17 protein-coding genes are annotated in these 20,697 nt (G+C 37.8%); 14 read left to right on the forward strand and 3 right to left on the reverse strand.

The window, feature by feature from the left end; translation table 11 throughout:
• Window positions 1–371 precede the first annotated feature (371 nt).
• Entirely contained in the window at window positions 372–1,487 is a 1,116-nt protein-coding gene (ald, locus tag VK91_RS13755) for an alanine dehydrogenase (protein ID WP_004226195.1), read from the forward strand.
• Window positions 1,488–1,538: 51 nt separating this feature from the next.
• Here the strand turns inward: ald and VK91_RS13760 are convergent, their stop codons facing one another.
• The gene (locus tag VK91_RS13760) at window positions 1,539–2,627 is read right to left on the reverse strand and encodes a Xaa-Pro peptidase family protein (protein ID WP_004226198.1); all 1,089 of its coding nucleotides are present in this window, start codon (window positions 2,625–2,627) and stop codon (window positions 1,539–1,541) included.
• Between the two features lie 235 nt (window positions 2,628–2,862).
• On the opposite strand from VK91_RS13760, the gene VK91_RS13765 reads away from it, so the two are divergent.
• Window positions 2,863–3,546: a metal-dependent hydrolase gene (locus VK91_RS13765; protein WP_016994815.1), complete on the forward strand. Its 684-nt coding sequence runs from the start codon at window positions 2,863–2,865 to the stop codon at window positions 3,544–3,546.
• A 152-nt stretch (window positions 3,547–3,698) separates the two neighbouring features.
• The gene (locus tag VK91_RS13770) at window positions 3,699–5,006 is read left to right on the forward strand and encodes a DRTGG domain-containing protein (protein WP_004226205.1); all 1,308 of its coding nucleotides are present in this window, start codon (window positions 3,699–3,701) and stop codon (window positions 5,004–5,006) included.
• Window positions 5,007–5,061: 55 nt separating this feature from the next.
• Here the strand turns inward: VK91_RS13770 and VK91_RS13775 are convergent, their stop codons facing one another.
• Window positions 5,062–5,367: a YtpI family protein gene (locus VK91_RS13775; RefSeq protein WP_048393558.1), complete on the reverse strand. Its 306-nt coding sequence runs from the start codon at window positions 5,365–5,367 to the stop codon at window positions 5,062–5,064.
• A gap of 90 nt (window positions 5,368–5,457) precedes the next feature.
• Between VK91_RS13775 and VK91_RS13780 the strand changes: the two genes are divergently transcribed.
• The 8 genes from VK91_RS13780 to VK91_RS13815 all read left to right on the forward strand — a co-directional run bounded on the left by VK91_RS13780 (window position 5,458) and on the right by VK91_RS13815 (window position 15,773).
• Complete coding sequence (locus VK91_RS13780; RefSeq protein WP_082148153.1) at window positions 5,458–6,402, forward strand: bifunctional oligoribonuclease/PAP phosphatase NrnA; 945 nt, start codon at window positions 5,458–5,460, stop codon at window positions 6,400–6,402.
• Between the two features lie 22 nt (window positions 6,403–6,424).
• A complete protein-coding gene (gene dnaE, locus VK91_RS13785; RefSeq protein WP_048393562.1) occupies window positions 6,425–9,508 on the forward strand; it encodes a DNA polymerase III subunit alpha in 3,084 nt (1,027 codons plus the stop codon).
• A gap of 132 nt (window positions 9,509–9,640) precedes the next feature.
• Complete coding sequence (locus VK91_RS13790; RefSeq protein WP_048393566.1) at window positions 9,641–10,282, forward strand: FadR/GntR family transcriptional regulator; 642 nt, start codon at window positions 9,641–9,643, stop codon at window positions 10,280–10,282.
• Window positions 10,283–10,306: 24 nt separating this feature from the next.
• Window positions 10,307–11,164, forward strand: a complete 858-nt coding sequence (accD, locus tag VK91_RS13795) for an acetyl-CoA carboxylase, carboxyltransferase subunit beta (RefSeq protein ID WP_048393568.1) — start codon at window positions 10,307–10,309, stop codon at window positions 11,162–11,164.
• A complete protein-coding gene (locus VK91_RS13800; RefSeq protein WP_048393571.1) occupies window positions 11,157–12,113 on the forward strand; it encodes an acetyl-CoA carboxylase carboxyltransferase subunit alpha in 957 nt (318 codons plus the stop codon). The genes accD and VK91_RS13800 overlap by 8 nt, the downstream gene beginning before the upstream one ends.
• Before the next feature lie 321 nt (window positions 12,114–12,434).
• Window positions 12,435–13,394 (forward strand): 6-phosphofructokinase, encoded by a 960-nt coding sequence (pfkA, locus tag VK91_RS13805; RefSeq protein ID WP_048393573.1) that lies wholly within the window; start codon window positions 12,435–12,437, stop codon window positions 13,392–13,394.
• Window positions 13,395–13,420: 26 nt separating this feature from the next.
• A complete protein-coding gene (gene pyk / locus VK91_RS13810; RefSeq protein ID WP_048393575.1) occupies window positions 13,421–15,181 on the forward strand; it encodes a pyruvate kinase in 1,761 nt (586 codons plus the stop codon).
• 202 nt (window positions 15,182–15,383) lie between these two features.
• Window positions 15,384–15,773, forward strand: a complete 390-nt coding sequence (locus tag VK91_RS13815; protein WP_048393577.1) for an FxsA family protein — start codon at window positions 15,384–15,386, stop codon at window positions 15,771–15,773.
• Here VK91_RS13815 and VK91_RS13820 read toward each other — a convergent pair.
• The gene (locus VK91_RS13820; RefSeq protein WP_048393721.1) at window positions 15,757–16,722 is read right to left on the reverse strand and encodes an AI-2E family transporter; all 966 of its coding nucleotides are present in this window, start codon (window positions 16,720–16,722) and stop codon (window positions 15,757–15,759) included. The genes VK91_RS13815 and VK91_RS13820 overlap by 17 nt on opposite strands.
• A 250-nt stretch (window positions 16,723–16,972) precedes the next feature.
• Here VK91_RS13820 and citZ point away from each other — a divergent pair, with 250 nt between their 5' ends.
• From citZ to mdh, 3 genes are all read left to right on the forward strand, one after another.
• The gene (gene citZ / locus VK91_RS13825) at window positions 16,973–18,088 is read left to right on the forward strand and encodes a citrate synthase (RefSeq protein ID WP_048393579.1); all 1,116 of its coding nucleotides are present in this window, start codon (window positions 16,973–16,975) and stop codon (window positions 18,086–18,088) included.
• Window positions 18,089–18,167: 79 nt separating this feature from the next.
• Complete coding sequence (icd, locus tag VK91_RS13830; protein ID WP_048393581.1) at window positions 18,168–19,430, forward strand: NADP-dependent isocitrate dehydrogenase; 1,263 nt, start codon at window positions 18,168–18,170, stop codon at window positions 19,428–19,430.
• 178 nt (window positions 19,431–19,608) lie between these two features.
• Window positions 19,609–20,547 carry a malate dehydrogenase gene (mdh, locus tag VK91_RS13835; RefSeq protein ID WP_048393582.1) on the forward strand — a complete coding sequence of 313 codons (939 nt, stop codon included), beginning with the start codon at window positions 19,609–19,611 and terminating at the stop codon, window positions 20,545–20,547.
• Window positions 20,548–20,697 lie beyond the last annotated feature (150 nt).

Here is a 20,697-nt window from a genome sequence, read left to right on the forward strand (position 1 = left end):
AAAGGAAATACTTTCCGCAAGAAAAATTATGAAAATGTGAAGGCATTTCATGTAGAAATGTTAATTAATTATAAATATCTAATTCCCACTATTTGCAGTGTGTAAACGTCTTTTGATTGGTTTCAACTACACATGAATCAGCTCCATTAACTGCTACCTATACTCCTTTTTAGTTTTTAAATATAGTAATTTATAATGATATACAACGTTTGAATATTTGTTATTTTGGAAATCTTATAAATTTTATCTGTATTTGCATTAGTTAAAGCTTTTTTTGCAATTGTTTGGTAATATGGAAGTGCAAGGGGTGCATCAAGTTTAGTTACATAAATGATGCTTATTTCTTACGTTATGGAAGGGGATAGGAAACAATGAAGATTGGTATTCCAAAGGAAATTAAAAACAATGAAAACCGTGTAGCAATGACACCAGCAGGAGTTGTCACTTTAACACATGCAGGGCATGAAGTGTACATTGAAACAGGAGCGGGGCTAGGTTCAAGCTTTACGGATGCTGATTACATTGCAGCAGGTGCTCATATTGTTCAAACAGCTAAAGAAGCTTGGTCCCAAGAAATGATTATGAAGGTAAAAGAACCTGTAGCTTCTGAGTATGATTACTTCTACGAGGGTCAAATTTTATTCACTTATTTACACTTAGCGCCAGAGGTTGAATTAACTCAGGCACTTTTAAATAAAAAAGTTGTAGGAATTGCCTACGAAACAGTACAATTAGCAAATGGTTCATTACCTTTGTTAACACCAATGAGTGAAGTCGCTGGTAAAATGGCTACACAAATTGGTGCACAGTTCTTAGAGAGAAACCATGCTGGTAAAGGTATTTTACTAGGTGGTGTATCGGGTGTACAACGTGGAAAAGTGACAGTAATTGGCGGTGGTATTGCGGGTACAAATGCTGCAAAAATTGCTGTTGGCATGGGTGCTGATGTGACAGTTATCGATTTAAGCCCAGAACGTTTACGTCAATTAGAAGATATGTTTGGACGCGATGTTCAAACATTAATGTCTAATCCATATAATATTGCAGAATCAGTGAAAGATTCAGATTTAGTTATTGGTGCTGTATTAATTCCAGGCGCAAAAGCACCGAAACTTGTATCGGAAGAAATGATTCAATCAATGCAAGCCGGCTCTGTTGTAGTTGATATTGCAATTGACCAAGGTGGTATTTTTGCAACATCTGATCGTGTGACAACACATGATGATCCAACATATGTGAAGCATGGCGTTGTACACTATGCAGTTGCAAATATGCCTGGTGCGGTACCACGTACTTCTACAATTGCTTTAACAAATAATACAATTCCATATGCACTTCAAATTGCCAACAAAGGCTACAAACAAGCTTGCCTTGATAATGCAGCACTGAAAAAAGGTGTGAATACATTAGATGGACAACTTGTTTATAAAGCAGTGGCAGATTCGCAAGGACTACCATTTGTCAATGTGGATGAGTTAATTCAATAAACTTTGCTAGACAGAGAAAAAGGAAGCACACTAGTTGCTTCCTTCTTTGCATTATAGAATGATTAAATCTTTCGGGAATTTTGTTAATACTTCAACGCCATCTTTTGTAACGACAACATCATCCTCAATACGTACGCCTGTTACATCTGATTTATAAATGCCAGGCTCAATCGTAAAGACCATACCTTCTTCCATCGTCATCTCATTGGCACCTGTAACAGATGGGAATTCATGCACAGAAATACCAAGACCATGTCCAAGGCGGTGCGTGAAATATTCACCATAACCAGCCTCTGTAATTGTATCACGCGCAATTTTGTCTAAGTCCATCGCACGAACACCTGGTTTTACTGCTGCGACAGCATTTGTATTGGCAGCTAAAACAGTTTGATAAATTTCTTTTTGTGCTTCACTAGGCTCCCCAAAAGCTACAGTACGTGTAATATCTGAGCAATAGCCATCGTAAATAACGCCAAGGTCAAATAGTACCATATCACCTTTTTCAATTTTACGTGCACCTGGCTTCCCGTGAGGAGAGGCAGTTTTTGGACCACTCAATACCATTGTTTCAAAAGACATTTTACAGCCTTTATCTTGAATGGCACTTTCGATTGCTGTTAGGATTTCCATTTCTGTTTTACCTTCAGCAATTTCCTTGCAACCGATTTCAATTGCATAATCGGCCAATTCAGCAGCTTTACGTAATTTTTCTAATTCACTTTCATCTTTGATTACGCGCATCGCATTAATTTTTTCGTCAAGACGCACAAAGCTAGCTTGAGGGAAAGATTGCTGTAAAGCTTCCAAGCGCTCAACAATGAGTTGTGCTTTTTCAATAGCAAATGTAGCTGGGGTGATTTGGCGTGCTACAATCGCTTGAGCAAGAACTTCCATCGAATTTTCTGTATCTTGATGACCAATTACCTCATAAGACCAACCAGCAGCCTTTGCATCTGGAATCTCCATTTGTGGACAAATTAGAAAAGGCTCTGCATCTTTAAAAATCATGACTCCTAGTAATCTTTCATGTGGATTACTTTTAAAGCCTGAAACGTAAAAAACATTGTCAGGTGTTGTTACGAATGCTGCATCGATATGATTTTGCTGCAAGTAACGTTGGATTTCTTCAACCTTTGACATCAATATGTCCTCCTTTTAGTGCATGGAAAATTTTTTACGTAAGAAAGCTTCGACTGCCGAAAAAAGTAGCGAGGTTTCTTATCGAGTACTGAATAATTATGCTCTAACAGGGTATAAAGCTGTTAGAGAATACTACCATTATTCTCTGTACAAGCATATCAAAAAAAGGGAAAAAGCGCATGGGTAGCGAATTAAAATGTTGGACTGTACTTTGTTAATCGAGGAGGATGTTAAGATGAAAATAAGTTATCATGGACATTCAGTTGTCAAAATTCAAACAAATGGAAAAACGATATTAATTGACCCTTTTATTAATGGCAATGGGCAAACAGACTTAAAAGTGGCTGACGAAGCGCCAGATATTATTTTACTTACACATGGCCATAATGATCATGTTGGAGATACAGTAGAATTAGCGAAGAAAAAAGATGCGCTAGTCATTGCGCCAAATGAACTGGCTAATTGGATTTCTTGGCAAGGTGTAAAAACACACCCAATGCATATAGGTGGTGCAAAGGAATTTGACTTCGGTAAAGTAAAGTTTACACAAGCCTTTCATGGCTCTTCTTATGTAACAGAAAATAACGAAATAATTTATATGGGCATGCCTGCTGGAATTTTATTATTTATTGAAGGATTAACAATTTATCATGCGGGCGATACAGCTCTTTTTGGTGATATGAAACTAATTGGTGAACGACATCCAATTGATATTGCATTCTTACCAATTGGTGATAATTTTACAATGGGGCCAGAGGATGCAGCGTGTGCAGTTTCGTTTTTAAAGCCGAAAATTGTCGTACCGATTCATTACAATACATTCCCACCAATCGAGCAAGATCCACAGATTTTTGCAGATTTAGTACAAAATACAGAAGTTCAAATTTTGAAAGCTGGCGAAAAAGTAAACTGTTTCTAATCGTTGGTAATGCTGTACTATATGAATTGACACCACGCTGGTAGTTGAAATGATGGGGAAAGTTAAACAATTTCATCACTTTATATTAAATATTTTAATAAAAAATATGGTACACTAAGAGCAGAATTGAAGCTTAGGAAATAGGTGATATTTTGTCTACAAAACATGAGAAAATTTTACAATACATCGAATCACTACCCGTGGGCGATAAAATTTCAGTACGGCAAATAGCAAAGGAAATGCAAGTGAGTGAAGGAACAGCTTACCGTGCAATTAAGGAAGCTGAAAATCGTCGCTTAGTAAGTTCTATTGAACGTGTTGGAACAATTCGTATTGAGAAAAAAAAGAAAGAAAATATTGAGCGCTTAACTTTTGCAGAAATTGTTAATATTGTAGATGGCCAAGTTTTAGGTGGTAAATCAGGTCTACATAAAACACTAACAAAATTTGTTATTGGAGCTATGCAATTAGAGGACATGATGCGTTACACTGATGCAGGTAGCTTATTAATTGTTGGTAACCGTATTAAAGCACATGAGAATGCCCTTCGAGCGGGGGCAGCTGTTTTAATCACCGGCGGTTTCGATACTACGGAAGATAATAAGTTGCTTGCAGATTCATTAGATTTACCAATTATTTCAACAAGCTACGATACGTTTACAGTAGCAACAATGATTAACCGGGCAATCTATGACCAATTGATTAAAAAAGATATTCTTTTTATCGAAGACATTTATGTACCGATGACTGACACTGCAGCATTAAAAAATGATGAAACAATTCATCATTTCCAGAAGCTGAATGAACGTACAACCCATGGTGCATTTCCTGTAGTTACCCACCAAAATAAATTGGTCGGTATGATTACCGTAAAAGACGTCATTGGTCGTGAAGAAAACGAGCTTATTGAAAAAGTAATGACGAAAAACCCAATTGCAGGCTCCATGAAAATGAGTGTCGCTTCGGCAGGGCATCGAATGATTTGGGAGGGGATTGATCTCTTACCAATTGTAGATGACGACAATATTTTACAGGGTGTTATTAGCCGTCAAGATGTACTGAAGGCGTTGCAATTAGCACAAAGACAGCCACAGCATGGTGAAACGATTGATGATTTAGTGAAAAATGAAATGAAGGTATTAGGTGATGAAGAACTCATCGTTGAATTTAAAGTCACACCACAAATGACTAATCAATATGGAGCAATTTCATACGGTGCTTTTACAACTTTACTAGCTGAGGTCGGTTCATTCGCATTAAAACGACGTAAACGTGGAGATGCAGTGGCAGAGAATATGACTATTTACTTTATTAAACCAGTCCAAATGGAAAGTACGCTAACTGTTAAGCCTCGGATTTTAGATATGAGTCGTAAGTTTGTGAAGATGGATTTTGAAGTGTATAATCAACAAATGCTTGTTGGTAAGGCAATGATGATGTTCCAACTATTAGAACGTTAAGTATTGAAAAGGGATGGCCTAGCGCAATTGCTTGGTCATCCCTTTGTTACATATATTATTGATTAATGCGGAATTCTTCCTCAACAAATTGTCCATAATGACGTGCTTTTTTTATATTTTCTACAATAACTAAGATGCCGAGCGCGGCAAGAATTGCTACAATAATAAATGTAAATAAGCTCGGGAATAAATAAGCTTGATTTAAAGCAAATGACAATATTAAGGAACCTAAGCCGATGTTCGCTTTGCTTTTATACCAGTTTTTAGCAATAGGTAATGGAGAACGGAATTGTTTTGTTTTAAAATAAAAATAAAAAACAAAAGATATGATAATCGCAAACACAAATATTAAATTGAGCATAGTAAACCTCCTAGCATAACTAGACATTATTGTAACGATAATTATGTAAAAATGCTAACGGTTCTTACTATCATTTTGGGGGAAATTATTGTGAAAAGACAAATCATCGACACAATTGAGGCCAATGAAACCATTATTATCCATCGTCATGTACGTCCTGATCCTGATGCTTATGGCTCACAGCAAGGCTTAAAAGAGATTATTTTAGCCAATTATCCTGAGAAAAAGGTTTTTGCTGTAGGGGAACATGATGCTTCTTTATCTTTTATGGCACAGCCTGATGAAATAGCGGATGAAGTGTATGAAAATGCTTTAGTTATTGTCACTGACACGGCTAATACAGAACGTGTTGACGACCAACGCTACACAAAAGGAAAAATGGTGATAAAAATTGATCATCATCCAAATGATGATGCTTATGGTGATCTTTTATGGGTGGACACGACAGCAAGCTCTTGTAGTGAAATGATCTATGAATTATATGAAGAAGGCAAGGAAGTAGCAAACTGGAAACTTTCAGATGCTGCTGCACGCTTATTATTTGCAGGAATAGTGGGCGATACAGGCAGATTCCAATTCCCAAGTACAACAGCTAAAACATTTAAAGTTGCTGCGGATCTGATTACATATGATTTTGATCGAAACCAACTATTTGATGGCATGTACGAAATGGAGCAAAAATTACTTAATTTACAGGGATATATTTATCAAAACTTTACAATGGATGAGCATGGAGCTGCCTATGTGAAGCTAACAAAAGAATTACTGGCAGAGCATGACACTGTGCCATCTGAGGCTTCTTTATTAGTAGGCTGCCTAGGCAGTGTTAAAGATATATGCTCATGGGTTGTTTTCATTGAAGAAGGGGATCAGATCCGTGTACGATTACGTTCGAAGGGTCCCGTTATCAATACATTAGCAAAAGAGTTTAACGGTGGCGGACATCCGCTTGCATCTGGTGCTACTGCCTATTCATGGGAAGAAGCAGACCTCGTTATTGCAAGATTAAAAGAGATTTGTAAAGCGTATCATTAACAGAGAAAAGGAAGGGATTCATTTGACACATGTATATACAAAGATGCATACGAGCGCGGATTTATTGAAAAGCACAATTCGGCTTGAGCAATTGATTCCTTTTTTACAAGAACAAAAGACACAAGCCTGTGCAATCGTTAATACGAAATTGTACGGGCTTTTGCCTTTTTGTAAAGCATTGCAGCAAGTAAATATCCATGCGGTTATAGGGCTTTCGGTTAACGTTCAGTGGCATGATAAAACGCTTCCCCTCGTCCTGTATGCGCAGACACAGGAGGGCTATCAGCATTTATTAAAGATTAGTAGTGCGATTTCAATTAGACAAGATGATATGCTGCCTTGGAAATGGCTTGAGGGATATTCAGCAGGTTGTATAGCGCTACTTTCTTCAGACGATTTAACAGATGTAGATGACTGGCAGGCAATGGTTTCTGCTTTGGTCCAACTGTTTAACCATCACCTCTATATGGGGATTGCTAGACCTGGAGGGATAAAAGCTGAACAAGAAGATGATTTCGTTTCTTGGTGTGAAGAACATGCTATTGCACTTGTAGCCTCTCAAAGCTGTTATTTCTTGCGTCCAGAAGATCATTTTGCTTATGAAGTAGCAAGAGCAATTGATACAGGAGAAAAGCTTGGTAATACTATGCAAACAGCTGATGTACAGGGCTATTTTGCCCCAACAGCATTCGAATGGCAAAATTGGTTTGCGGATCGTCCAGATTGGCTTGATGCCAGTACGAAAATGCTTGCTTGCTGTAAAGCTGATTTACCAAAAATGCCTGTGCAAATGCCTAAATTTCCTGTACCTGAAGGTGAAACAGCTGAAAGCTTGCTTGTTAAAGAAGCATTTACTGGATTAGAAGAGCGATTCAAGCAACTGGCAATACCCGGTGCTTACCATGAACGATTACAGTATGAACTAGAAATTATTTGCTCTATGGGCTTTGCTGACTATTTTTTGGTTGTGGCGGATTTTATGCGATATGCAAAAGAAAATCGAATTTTGACGGGACCTGGACGTGGTTCCTCAGCAGGTTCGCTTGTGGCATATAGTCTTTCGATTACCCAAGTAGATCCACTTGCCTATGGTTTATTATTCGAACGTTTTTTAAATCCTGAAAGAATTACCTTACCTGATATTGATATCGATTTTGTTGATAGTAAAAGGCATCAAGTCATTCAGTATGTTGCCCAAAAGTATGGCAAAGCAAATGTCGCACAAATTATTACATTTGGTACATTGTCTGCAAAAGCAGTTGCCAGGGATGTTGCACGGGTATTTGGCTTTGATGCGGAAATGCTAGAAAAAATTTCGAAGATGATTCCAAATAAGCCGGGAATTACATTACAAAGAGCTGTAGCAGAGTCACAGGACTTTCAAGGCTGGTTAGCGGAGAATGATAAGCATTTGCGTTGGTACGAGGTGGCGTTAAAATTGGAGGGCCTACCAAGAAACTCGTCTATACATGCAGCTGGTATTGTCATCGCTCCATCGCCTTTAGTGAATACTGTACCGATTGAAGAAGGGCATGATGGTATTTATAGTACGCAATGGCCAATGGGAGATATTGAAGCATGTGGTCTCGTCAAAATGGATTTTTTAGGCTTGCGCAATCTCACTATTTTAGAGCAAATACGTTGGTCAATTTATAAAGCTGGTGGTCCTTGGATAGAATTTGAGCGAATCCCACTGCATGATGACAAGACGTTTCAACTATTACAAAGAGGGGATACGCTGGGGATTTTTCAATTAGAATCAGACGGTATGAAGCAAGCCTTGCGTGATATCTGCCCTACAACCTTTTTAGATATTGTGGCTGTAAATGCACTTTATCGCCCAGGTCCAATGGATTTTATTCCTGTCTATGCAAAACGGAAGGCTGGCAGAGAAATGGTAACGATGCCACATCCAGTGCTAGAGCCTATTTTACAAGAGACCTTTGGTGTGATCGTTTATCAAGAACAAATTATTAAAATTGCATCAGTACTGGCCGGCTTTACAATGGGACAGGCAGATTTGCTTCGCCGAGCAGTGAGTAAAAAAAATCGACAAGTTTTAGAGGAGCAACGCACAGCATTTGTTCAGGGGGCGCTACGCCAAGGCTTTGATCAGCGTTTAGCTGAAGAAGTATACGAACTGATTGTACGCTTTGCGGATTATGGTTTCCCTAAAAGTCATGCTGTGGCCTATAGTGTTATTTCCTATCAAATGGCTTATTTAAAGGCGCATTTCCCTCAAAACTTTTATGCAGCGTTATTATCAAATGCCACGGGAAATGTAGAAAAGATTCAACAATTTGTCCATGAGGCAAAAGATAAGGGCATCCCATTTTATCCACCTTCATTAAAAAGTAGTACGAAATATTTTACGGTGGAAAAGGAAGGCATTCGCTACAGCTTATCAGGAATTAAAGGTGTGCCTCATACATTTATAGAAAAAATACATGGACTCCGTCAAACAAATCCAGAGGTATTAAATAACCTATTTGATCTAGCTGTTGCCTTAAGTGCGCAGCATTTTAAGCCAAAAGTGTTGGAATCATTGATATATGCTGGGGCGCTTGATTATCTAGAAAAAGATAGAGCCGTCCTCATCATGACAGTTGAGGCAGCTTTGAAACACGCAGAACTTTTAAGGCCAACTGAAGATATTGATTTAGCATCAGCAATGGCATTTAGTTTTGGTAAACCAAAATATATGCAGGCAGAAGCAATGTCCCAGAAGGAAAAATTGATGCATGAAAAAGAGAGCTTGGGCTTTTATATTTCTACCCATCCAGTTGCACAGGAAAGACTCTTCTGGGCGGATATCAATAGTACCTGTCGAGAGTTGAAGCAGAAGCGTGATGGTACCTCCATAAAAATGATTGGTCTGATTGAAGAAGTGAAGAAAATCCGTACGAAAAAAGGTGAGCAAATGGCTTTTGTTCAGCTACAGGATGAGTTTGGAACAGTTTCCACTACATTTTTTCCACAAACCTTTCAGTTGGTCCAAGACCTGCTAGTAGAGGAGGAAATGTTATGGATTGAAGGTGTTTTAGAAAGACGTTTTGGCAAGCCGCAAATCAAAGTAAAACATGCGCAAACGACGAAAAAGATATAAAATGAAACAAGAAATTAGAAACTGCATTAAATTTTATGCAGTTTTTTCTTTACTTTTGCACAGTTATTTTGTAAGCTAGAGTCAACGTTAAAAAGTGGTCAGACCACTTTTTTGATAAGGGGAGTTAGTCGTATGGATAAAAAAACCGAACAAAAAAAAGTGTTTTTAGAAATCGTCCAACAACTACGTCAACTCATTAAAATGGAAAAAATTCAAGCAGGTGAGAAGCTACCTTCCGAACGAGTTCTATCAGAGCGTCTAGGTGTCGGGCGATCCTCTGTGAGAGAGGCTTTGCGAAGCTTAGAGTTGCTAGGGCTTATTGAAACGAGACATGGTGGTGGTACTTTTCTTGCGTCCACACATAAGCATCAGCTCGTAGAAATACTGTCGATGTTTATATTAGAAGATGAAAAATCAAAAAAAGATGTCGAATTAACGCGACAAATTCATGAAATGGAAGCAATCCGCGTAATAAGTTGTACAGAGATTCTTCGCACACTACCTGTGTGGGATAGTTTTTTTGTGAAACTAGAAATAGAAGGTACAATTAATTGTCGAGATATTTTAAGAGAACTATTAATTACGACAGGTAATCGTCTTTCATTAAAAATCTGGTTTCAATTAGCAGCTTATGATGGCGACCGTTTAAATCGAAACTCAACAGAAGATGAAAAATTAATCATTCAAACGATGTTGAAATCGATGCAGCTGGGTTACGAAAAAGAAGCATTAAAAGCTTATGAGCAGTGGATGAGTACTGTACAGAGCATTTAGACAACAACAAAGGGGGAGTCGAACATGGCAATACGTAGCTTATTTAGTGGTAATCGAAAAAAGAAAGAGGACGGGCAAGAAAAGGCATTTCCAGAAGGGTTAATGACAAAATGTCCTGAATGTCGTCACATTCAATTAACAAAAGAATTAGAAAAAAATCATAAAGTATGTACAAAATGTAGTCATCATTTCAAAATGACTGCTCAAGAACGTGTGGACTATTTCTTAGATGAAGGCTCATTCGAATCCATGGATGATCATTTACAAACAAGTAATCCCCTTAATTTCCCAGCGTATGTTGAAAAAATTGCAGCAGACCAAGAGAAAACAGGCTTGAATGAGGCTGTCCTAACAGGCGTTGGTACAATAGATGGGGAAGAAATTGTCGTAGCGATTATGGATTCGCACTTCCGTATGGGGTCAATGGGCTCTGTAGTCGGTGAAAAAATTACGCGAGCAGTAGAGAAGGCAACTGAACTAGGTGTACCATTTATTATCTTTACCGCTAGTGGTGGTGCTCGTATGCAAGAGGGCGTATTATCATTAATGCAAATGGCGAAAACTAGTGTCGCATTAAAACGCCACAGTGATCAAGGCTTATTGTTCATCTCCATCTTAACGCATCCAACAACAGGCGGAGTTTCAGCAAGCTTTGCTTCTGTTGGTGATATAAATATTGCAGAGCCACAGGCATTGATTGGCTTTGCAGGGCGACGTGTAATTGAAGAAACTGTACGAGAAAAACTACCAAGTGATTTCCAAACAGCAGAATTTTTATTAGAGCATGGTCAGCTTGATGCCATTTTCCATCGCAAAGATTTACGTAAACAAGTTTCTTTACTTGTAAAAATGCATACGAAAGGCGGCGTACAACATGTCTAAAAATTTAGCATTTGAAGAACCAGTCGTACAATTACGTGAGAAAATTGATGAATTAAAAACAATTGCTGCTGAAGCAGAAGTTGATATGTCTGGTGAAATCGAGAAGCTTGAAACACGTTTATCACAATTAGAGCAATCGATTTATGCCAATATGAAGCCGTGGGATCGTGTGCAAGTAGCAAGGCATCCAGAAAGACCTACAACGCTTCAATATATTGAAGCAATGTGTGAAAATTTTATTGAATTACATGGTGATCGTACATTTGGTGATGATGCAGCCATTCTTGGTGGGATTGCCATTTTCGAAGGGCAACCAGTAACAATAATTGGACATCAACGTGGTAAGTCTACTAAGGAAAATATCCGTCGTAATTTTGGTATGCCTCATCCAGAGGGGTATCGAAAAGCACTACGCTTGATGAAGCAAGCTGAAAAATTCAAACGACCAATTATTTGTTTTATTGATACAAAAGGTGCTTACCCAGGGAAAGCTGCTGAAGAACGTGGTCAAAGTGAAGCAATCGCTAGAAACCTTGTAGAAATGGCTGGCTTAACTGTGCCTGTAATTAGTATCGTTATTGGTGAAGGAGGAAGTGGTGGTGCATTAGCATTAGGTGTAGGAAACCGTGTCTTTATGCTTGAGAACTCGACTTACTCTGTTATTTCGCCAGAGGGAGCGGCATCTATTTTATGGCGTGATGGTAGTCTGGCTAAGCAGGCAGCAGAAGCCATGCGTATCACAGCACCTGATTTGAAAGAACTTGGTGTAATTGATGGCATTATTCCTGAAATTATTGGTGGAGCACATCGCAATGTAGCAAAACAGGCCCTTTCTATTAAAGAATGCATTAGTGACACACTTCATGCATTAAATTCTTTAAATGGAGAACAATTAGTTGAAGATCGCTATGAAAAATTTAAAAAAATTGGACAGTATACAGAAGTGTAAATCTGTTTGTAAAAAGACGAATGTTGTTTACTTTAATAGGATATAAAATTTAAAAGTTATATATTTGCTCGTTAAGAGACAAAATTTGTTTCTTAACATATTAAAAAGCTATAAAAATTAAAGAAGATAATAGCGCATAATAAACGCCAGACTTCTTGAAAAAATGTTAGATTTAGGATGTTTTTAGGTGGAAAGAGTGTGTGAAAGCGCATTCTTTTCATTTTTTATGTAAAAGTTATGTTTTTGTATCCCCAGAACCCTTACATAGTTTGTTTTTTCATGTTAATGTGAATAATAATAGTAACTGCAGGAGGTTCGACAATGAAAAAAATTGCTGTATTAACTAGTGGTGGAGATGCGCCTGGAATGAACGCTGCTATTCGAGCGGTCGTTCGTAAGGCAGCATTTCATGGAATTGATGTTGTCGGAATTAAGCATGGTTATGAAGGCTTAGTAAAAGGATTTATGGAAGAACTTGATTTAGGTGCAGTTGGTGGTATTATTCAACGTGGTGGAACGCATTTGAATTCGGCAAGATGCCCAGAATTTAAAGAAGATGCTGTTCAGCAACGAGGTATTGAGAATTTACGAGCTGCTGGTATTGAAGGACTTGTTGTCATTGGTGGTGATGGATCTTATCGAGGTGCCATGGATTTGGTGAAAAAAGGCTTCCCAGTTGTAGGGGTACCTGGAACAATTGACAATGATATTCCTGGAACTGAATATACGATTGGCTTTGATACAGCCCTAAATACAGTAGTAGAATCCATTGATAAAATCCGAGATACTGCTACATCTCATGAAAATTCTTTCATTGTAGAGGTAATGGGACGTGATGCAGGAGATATCGCTTTATGGGCAGGTCTTGCTGCTGGTGCTGAAACAGTTTTAATTCCAGAAGAAGATTATAATTTAGATGATATTGTCGCACGCTTAGATCGTGGTGCAGCACGTGGTAAAAAGCATAGTATTATTATTGTGGCAGAGGGTGTTATGTCAGGAAGTGAGCTGGCAAAACTGTTAAAAGAAAAAACAGGAAAAGAAACACGTGTTTCAGTATTAGGTCATATCCAACGTGGTGGATCACCTACAGCAAGAGATCGCGTATTAGCGAGTCAGTTTGGCGCACATGCAGTTGAATTACTTATGGAAGGCAAGGCTGGTCGAGCAGTAGGTATTCGCAATCATCAAGTCATTGATTATGATATGCCAGAGGCTTTTGAAAAGAATCATGAGGCTGATGTAAGCCTATATACACTAATGAAAGAACTATCAATATAATTTGTTATAAAACGGAGTGGGCAAAAATGAGAAAAACAAAAATCGTATGTACAATTGGACCTGCAAGTGAGTCACCAGAAATTTTAGAAAAATTAATCGAAGCAGGTATGAATGTAGCCCGCTTGAATTTTTCACACGGATCACATGAGGAACATGCAGGGCGTATTCATTTAATTCGTGAAGTGGCACAAAAATTAAATAAACCAGTGGGAATTTTACTTGATACAAAGGGACCAGAAATTCGTACACATAACATGAAAAATGGCGAGCTTCATTTGTCAGCAGGTCAAGTAATTGATATTTCAATGACAGAAGTAGAAGGTACTGAGACGAGCTTTTCTGTCACATATGAGCGCTTAATTGAAGACGTTGAGCAAAATTCAATTATTTTACTTGATGATGGACTAATTCAACTACGTGTATTAGCAACGGATATGGAAAAAGGATTAATTCATACAATTGTTGAAAATGCTGGCGTACTAAAAAATAAAAAGGGTGTTAACGTACCAGGTGTTTCTGTACAACTACCAGGTATCACAGAAAAAGACGCACAAGATATTTTATTTGGTATCGAACAAGGTGTTGATTTTATTGCTGCTTCATTTGTTCGTCGTGCAAAAGATGTTCTTGAAATTCGTGAATTACTTGAACAAAATGGTGGTAGTCATATTCAAATCATCCCAAAAATTGAAAACCAAGAGGGTGTCGATAACATCGATGAAATCATCCTAGTATCTGACGGTTTAATGGTTGCTCGTGGAGATCTTGGTGTTGAAATTCCTGCAGAAGAAGTACCACTTGTACAAAAGAAATTAATTTTAAAATGTAATCAAGTTGGTAAACCGGTAATTACGGCAACTCAAATGTTAGATTCCATGCAGCGTAACCCACGACCAACACGTGCAGAAGCAAGTGATGTAGCCAACGCAATTATTGATGGAACAGATGCTATCATGTTATCTGGTGAAACTGCCGCAGGTCTTTATCCAGTTGAATCGGTACAAACGATGAATAAAATTGCACAACGTACTGAAAATTCATTAGATTATCGATCAATTGTTTCTACACGTAGTCGTGAGAAAGAAGCAAATATGACAGAGGCAATTTCACAAGCTGTAGCTTATACTTCTATCAATTTAGGGGTGAAAGCCGTATTGGCTCCAACTGAAAGTGGTAATACAGCGAGAATGATTGCGAAATATCGACCAGGAGTGCCAATTGTTGCCGTAACAGGCTCTACAAATACAGCTCATACATTAACACTAGTATGGGGCGTATACCCAATAGTGTGTCAACGTGTGACAACAACAGATGAAATTTTAGAACTAGCTGTGGATGAAAGCTTGAAGCATGGTTTTGTTACACATGGAGACGCAGTTGTCATTACAGCAGGTGTACCTGTAGGTGAAGCGGGTACAACAAACTTAATGAAAGTTCACATTATTGGAGATTTACTTGCACGCGGACAAGGGATCGGAAAAGCATCAGTTGTTGGTAAAACAGTGGTTGCTAAAAATGCTGCTGAGGCACTTGCCTACGATACAGACGGCTGCATTCTTGTTACAGTCGGTTCAGATCGTGATATGATGCCTGCTTTAGAAAATTGTATTGGCCTAATTACTGAAGAAGGTGGACTTACTAGCCATGCAGCAGTTGTAGGGTTAAGCCTAGGTATTCCAGTAATCGTTGGTGTAAAGGAAGCAACTACATTAATCCGTCATGGTCAAGAAATTACAATGGACGCTGAAACAGGTGTGATTTACAAAGGACATGCAAGTGTTCTTTAATAATTAACAAAAAGCTCTAGTGCGGTTTGTTGTACTAGAGCTTTTCCATAAAGGTTGTACACACACTTTATGGAAACTATTAATTCCTTCCTTTAACAGAAGTTGCTTTCTCATAGAATAGGTCTATTCATTTTTTTATGAAACTAAACGGGCTATAATAACGTATAAAAGGTATAGCTTTTCAAGTAGAAAGGAGAAAAATATGCGAAAAATTTTTCTTGGTTTCATTGTCTACACATTAGCCGAATTGACGTTATTAATAGTCATTGGACAAAATATTGGTGTTTTAAGTACATTATTGCTCATTATTGCTACGAGTGTGATTGGGATTTATGTCATGAAAAATAAAGGTATGAACTCTGTTCAAAATGTGAAAAATACATTGGCACGCGGAGAAGCGCCAGGAGCTGCATTAGTGGATACTTTCTTAACTTTTGGTGGTGGTTTGCTTTTAGCGTTACCTGGATTTTTAACAGATATCCTAGGTTTATTCCTACTCATGCCATTTTCTCGAAAAATGTTCCAACCCATTGTCTATTACTGGATGCGTAAAAAAATGAAAAAAGGTCAATTCATCATCGTTCAAAGATAGAGTTTTCTTTCAGTTTTACAGCTAGAAATAAAAAGATAGGGCTCAGTAATATACCATAAAAGCCAAATAATAGAATAGAGGCAGCGCTGATAAAGAATGTATGGAATGTGCGTAGCTGAAGCGTATTGGACCAAAGCATCGAATCGGCTAGCTGCCTTGTTAATTGTACAAATAAATAGAGTAGTAAAATGGCCACACATAAAAAGGTATTGCCATTGAAATAAAAATAAATGCTCATTGGCACAAGAAAAACGCCAATTCCGAAAAACGGTAGTACATCTGCAAATGCTACAATAAATGCTTTAATAATGGCTTGTTCAAATTGAAGGATCATAAAGCCAGCACAAAGAATGAGTAGGGTAATCGTAAATAATTGAAACTCTACAAATAAGAAATAATGAAAAAGTTGCATGATTTTTGCAAAATGAGATTGCCACTCTTGACGATATTTTTTAGGCACATATTGAAAGAACCAATAGCGTGATTTACGTGTTTCTAGAAGCGCAAAGTAATAAGCGACTAAAAAGATGAAAACCTCAATGACATGCTTCATTAATAATTGGAAAAGATCTGCTGTATATACGATGATGGAATCGAAAATGGACAGTGATTTTTCTTTTAAAACTTGTACAAACATGGATTCATATTCACTGAAAAGCGGGAAATTTTGTAAAGTCTCTCGAATTTCTGGGAAAATGACGATAATACTGTTAATAGATATGACAACTAGTAGAAAAATACAGGTTAATATTAATACTTCCACAATAATTGCTGCAATCCAATACGCAATCCTACAATATTTGTGTAAAAAATTTATGATAGGATACGTCGAAAATGATAAAAAAATTGCGAGTGACACAGGTAATACAAACCAAAGTATGACTAAATAAAAAATAAATAGCAAAACGCTCGTAGTTCTTTCGTATGAAAAATACTTTAAATTCCTCATTTTTACAAATTCACCCCAAACCAATTGATAAATTAATGTCAAAATATACAAAAAAATCTCTTTAGGACAATTATATAGTCGTTCGGACGTCTTTTTCTTTATTTGGAGGATTTTCATTCACAAAGCTGTCAAAAATGATTATAATAGCAATGTAAGCGATTTACTTAATGGTTCATATGAGCAAAATTCGTAAATGCAACATAAAAAACGCATTTGCAACAAAAAAATAAGTATGAGGGAGCGATAATTTATGTCAGCAACTAAAGGTTTAGAAGGTATCGTAGCAGCGGAATCTAAAATCAGTTCAATTATCGATGACACACTTACATATGTTGGTTACAACATTGATGATTTAGCAGAAAATGCGTCATTCGAAGAGGTAATTTACCTGTTATGGCATACTCGTTTACCAAAAGAGGACGAGCTAGCTGAATTAAAACAACAATTGGCAGACAACATGTCAATTCCGCAAGCGATTGTCGACCAATTTAAAACATACCCACTTTCAACTGTACATCCAATGGCTGCATTGCGTACTGCAGTATCTTTACTTGGTGTATTCGATGAAGAAGCGGATGTTATGGATCCAGAAGCAAACTACCGTAAAGCAATTCGTCTTCAAGCTAAAATTGCTACAGTAGTAACTGCTTTTGCACGTGTTCGTAAAGGTTTAGAACCAGTTTCACCAAAACCTGAACTAGGATATGCGGCAAACTTCTTATACATGCTTAAAGGCGAAGAGCCAGCAGATATTGAAATTGAAGCATTCGACAAAGCATTAGTATTACATGCTGACCATGAGTTAAATGCATCTACATTCACTGCACGTGTATGTGTAGCTACATTATCTGACGTTTATTCAGGTGTAACTGCAGCGATCGGTGCATTAAAAGGACCACTTCACGGTGGAGCAAATGAGCAAGTTATGAAAATGTTAACTGAAATTGGCTCACTTGAAAATGTTGAATCTTATATTCAAAATAAATTAGACAACAAAGAAAAAATCATGGGCTTCGGTCACCGTGTATATCGTAAAGGCGACCCTCGTGCTCCGCATTTACGCGTAATGTCTAAAAAATTAACTGAGCTAACTGGTAAACCAGAGCTTTACGAAATGTCAGTTAAAATCCATGACATGATCGTAGAACAAAAGAAATTACCTGCAAACGTAGATTTCTTCTCTGCGTCAGTGTATGATTCTTTAGGTATTGATCATGACCTGTTCACACCAATTTTCGCAGTATCACGTACTTCAGGTTGGGTGGCACATATCCTTGAGCAATATGCTAATAACCGCCTAATCCGTCCACGTGCTGAGTATGTTGGACCAGGCATGCAAAAATATGTTCCAATCAGCGAGCGCTAATTTGGAAAATATGCTAGAATGTTTGGGACTGTGTTATCACTAACACAGTCCTATGATTATGAATTTAGGAGGCAACAGAATGTCAAACAAAATTGTAGTTGAAAATGGCGTACTTAATGTACCAAACAATCCAGTAATTCCTTTCATCGAAGGTGATGGAATTGGTCCAGATATCTGGGCAGCAGCATCACGCGTAATTGACGCAGCAGTAGAAAAAGCTTATAACGGTGAAAAGAAAATTGAATGGTTAGAAGTTTTAGCTGGTGAAAAAGCATTTAACCAAACTGGTGAATGGTTACCACAAGAAACTTTAGACAAAATTAATGAATACTTAATTGCAATCAAAGGTCCTCTTACTACACCAATCGGTGGTGGTATCCGCTCTCTTAACGTAGCATTACGTCAACAACTTGACTTATATGTATGCTTACGCCCAGTACGTCACTTTGATGGAGTGCCTTCTCCAGTTAAACGCCCAGAAGACGTTGATATGGTTATCTTCCGTGAGAACACAGAAGACATCTACGCTGGTATTGAATTCGAATCTGGTTCAGAACAAGCTCAAAAAATCATCAACTTCCTACAATCTGAATTTGGTGTAAATCAAATCCGCTTCCCAGAAACTTCTGGTATCGGTGTTAAACCTGTATCTAAAGAAGGTACTGAACGTTTAGTACGTTCTGCTATCGAATACGCAATTAAACATAAACGCCCATCTGTTACTTTAGTTCATAAAGGTAACATCATGAAATTCACTGAAGGTGGATTCAAAAAATGGGGTTATGAATTAGCAGAAAAAGAATTTGCTGATCAAACTTTCACTTGGAACCAATACGATGCTATCAAAGCTGAACAAGGTGAAGAAGCAGCAAACAAAGCTCAATCTGATGCTTTAGCAGCTGGCAAAATCTTAGTGAAAGATTCTATCGCTGATATCTTCTTACAACAAATCTTAACTCGTCCAACTGAGTTCGATGTAGTAGCTACAATGAACTTAAATGGTGACTATATTTCTGATGCTTTAGCTGCACAAGTTGGTGGTATCGGTATCGCTCCAGGAGCTAACATTAACTATGTTACTGGCCATGCGATCTTCGAAGCTACTCACGGTACAGCTCCAAAATATGCTGGTTTAGATAAAGTAAACCCATCTTCAGTATTACTTTCAGGTGTATTAATGCTTGAGCACTTAGGATGGCAAGAAGCTGCTGACATGATCACTCAATCTGTTGAGAAAACAATTTCTTCTAAAGTTGTTACTTATGACTTCGCACGTTTAATGGACGGCGCTACAGAAGTGAAATGTTCAGAATTCGCTAATGAGTTAATCAAAAACCTATAATTTTCTATTCTACAATAGAATTTATCGCTAAAGCGGATGCTTTTTTCTGCCGATATAATTAGGGTGACAGTAAATTTTAATTGAATATTTACGATAAACTTGTTTAATTGAGGGAGTGAGATGGAAGTCTCCTCCCTCTTTTAAAATATATAACCTAATTTTAAAGGAGCGTATTCAAATGTCTCTGAAACGAAAAAAAATCTCAGTTATCGGTGGCGGTTTTACAGGCGCTACTGCAGCATTTTTAGCAGCTCAGAAAGAACTTGGTGACGTCGTATTAGTGGATATTCCACAAGCAGAAAACCCAACAAAGGGTAAGGCGCTAGATATGTGGGAGGCAGCACCAATACAAGGGTTTGACTCTTATGTGCAAGGTACTTCCAATTATGCAGATACGGCGAATTCTGACGTAGTGATCATTACCGCTGGTGTTGCACGTAAACCAGGTATGAGCCGTGATGACCTTGTTCAAATCAATCAGAGTGTTATGAAAACTGTTTCAAAAGAGATTGCTACGCATTCACCAAATGCTACAATCCTTGTACTGACAAACCCAGTTGATGCCATGACATACACAGTATACAAAGAAACTGGCTTCCCTAAAAACCGTGTAATTGGTCAATCAGGTGTTCTTGATACGGCTCGTTTCTGTGCATTTGTGGCAGAAGAACTTAAGATTTCAGTGAAAGATATTACTGGTTTTGTATTAGGTGGTCACGGTGACACAATGGTACCGTTAACACGTTATTCATTTGCTGGTGGTATTCCGTTAGAATCACTTATTTCTGCTGAACGTTTAGAAGAAATTGTTGACCGAACGCGTAATGGTGGAGCAGAAATTGTCAACTTACTTGGTAACGGCTCTGCCTATTATGCGCCTGCTGCGGCACTAATAGAGATGGCTGAAGCTATTGTAAAAGACCAAAAACGTATTTTACCATCTATTGCTTATTTAGAAGGCGAGTACGGCTATCATGATTTATACTTAGGTGTTCCTACATTACTTGGCGAAAACGGTATTGAAAAAATCTTTGAGCTAGAATTAACGGACAAAGAAAAAGCAGCTTTAGATCAATCAGCAGAAGCAGTTCGTAATGTGATGAAAATTTTAGTGTAGAATATCAGTCTAAGTCTTAAAACGAGTAGGGAATGTTCCTGCTCGTTTTTTTATGTTTCCAGGGTTGAGAAAGGTAAGGTTCTTCTGCTTTTCATTGTACTTTTAGCATAAAATTGATACTATGAATGTAGTATGATAGAAAAGGGGTTG

The organism is Lysinibacillus sp. LK3, from assembly GCF_001043675.1.
In the GTDB taxonomy this organism is placed as follows: Bacteria; Bacillota; Bacilli; order Bacillales_A; family Planococcaceae; genus Lysinibacillus; species Lysinibacillus capsici.

What these genes read in the sequence shown, in the direction of transcription:
- VK91_RS13820 (WP_048393721.1), bottom strand. Translation starts at nt 16,722, where the DNA reads ATGAGGAATTTAAAGTATTTTTCATACGAAAGAACTACGAGCGTTTTG.
- VK91_RS13800 (WP_048393571.1), top strand. Translation starts at nt 11,157, where the DNA reads ATGTCTAAAAATTTAGCATTTGAAGAACCAGTCGTACAATTACGTGAG.
- VK91_RS13760 (WP_004226198.1), bottom strand. Translation starts at nt 2,627, where the DNA reads ATGTCAAAGGTTGAAGAAATCCAACGTTACTTGCAGCAAAATCATATC.
- accD (WP_048393568.1), top strand. Translation starts at nt 10,307, where the DNA reads ATGGCAATACGTAGCTTATTTAGTGGTAATCGAAAAAAGAAAGAGGAC.
- VK91_RS13790 (WP_048393566.1), top strand. Translation starts at nt 9,641, where the DNA reads ATGGATAAAAAAACCGAACAAAAAAAAGTGTTTTTAGAAATCGTCCAA.
- VK91_RS13775 (WP_048393558.1), bottom strand. Translation starts at nt 5,367, where the DNA reads ATGCTCAATTTAATATTTGTGTTTGCGATTATCATATCTTTTGTTTTT.
- pyk (WP_048393575.1), top strand. Translation starts at nt 13,421, where the DNA reads ATGAGAAAAACAAAAATCGTATGTACAATTGGACCTGCAAGTGAGTCA.
- citZ (WP_048393579.1), top strand. Translation starts at nt 16,973, where the DNA reads ATGTCAGCAACTAAAGGTTTAGAAGGTATCGTAGCAGCGGAATCTAAA.
- ald (WP_004226195.1), top strand. Translation starts at nt 372, where the DNA reads ATGAAGATTGGTATTCCAAAGGAAATTAAAAACAATGAAAACCGTGTA.
- VK91_RS13815 (WP_048393577.1), top strand. Translation starts at nt 15,384, where the DNA reads ATGCGAAAAATTTTTCTTGGTTTCATTGTCTACACATTAGCCGAATTG.
- mdh (WP_048393582.1), top strand. Translation starts at nt 19,609, where the DNA reads ATGTCTCTGAAACGAAAAAAAATCTCAGTTATCGGTGGCGGTTTTACA.
- pfkA (WP_048393573.1), top strand. Translation starts at nt 12,435, where the DNA reads ATGAAAAAAATTGCTGTATTAACTAGTGGTGGAGATGCGCCTGGAATG.
- icd (WP_048393581.1), top strand. Translation starts at nt 18,168, where the DNA reads ATGTCAAACAAAATTGTAGTTGAAAATGGCGTACTTAATGTACCAAAC.
- VK91_RS13765 (WP_016994815.1), top strand. Translation starts at nt 2,863, where the DNA reads ATGAAAATAAGTTATCATGGACATTCAGTTGTCAAAATTCAAACAAAT.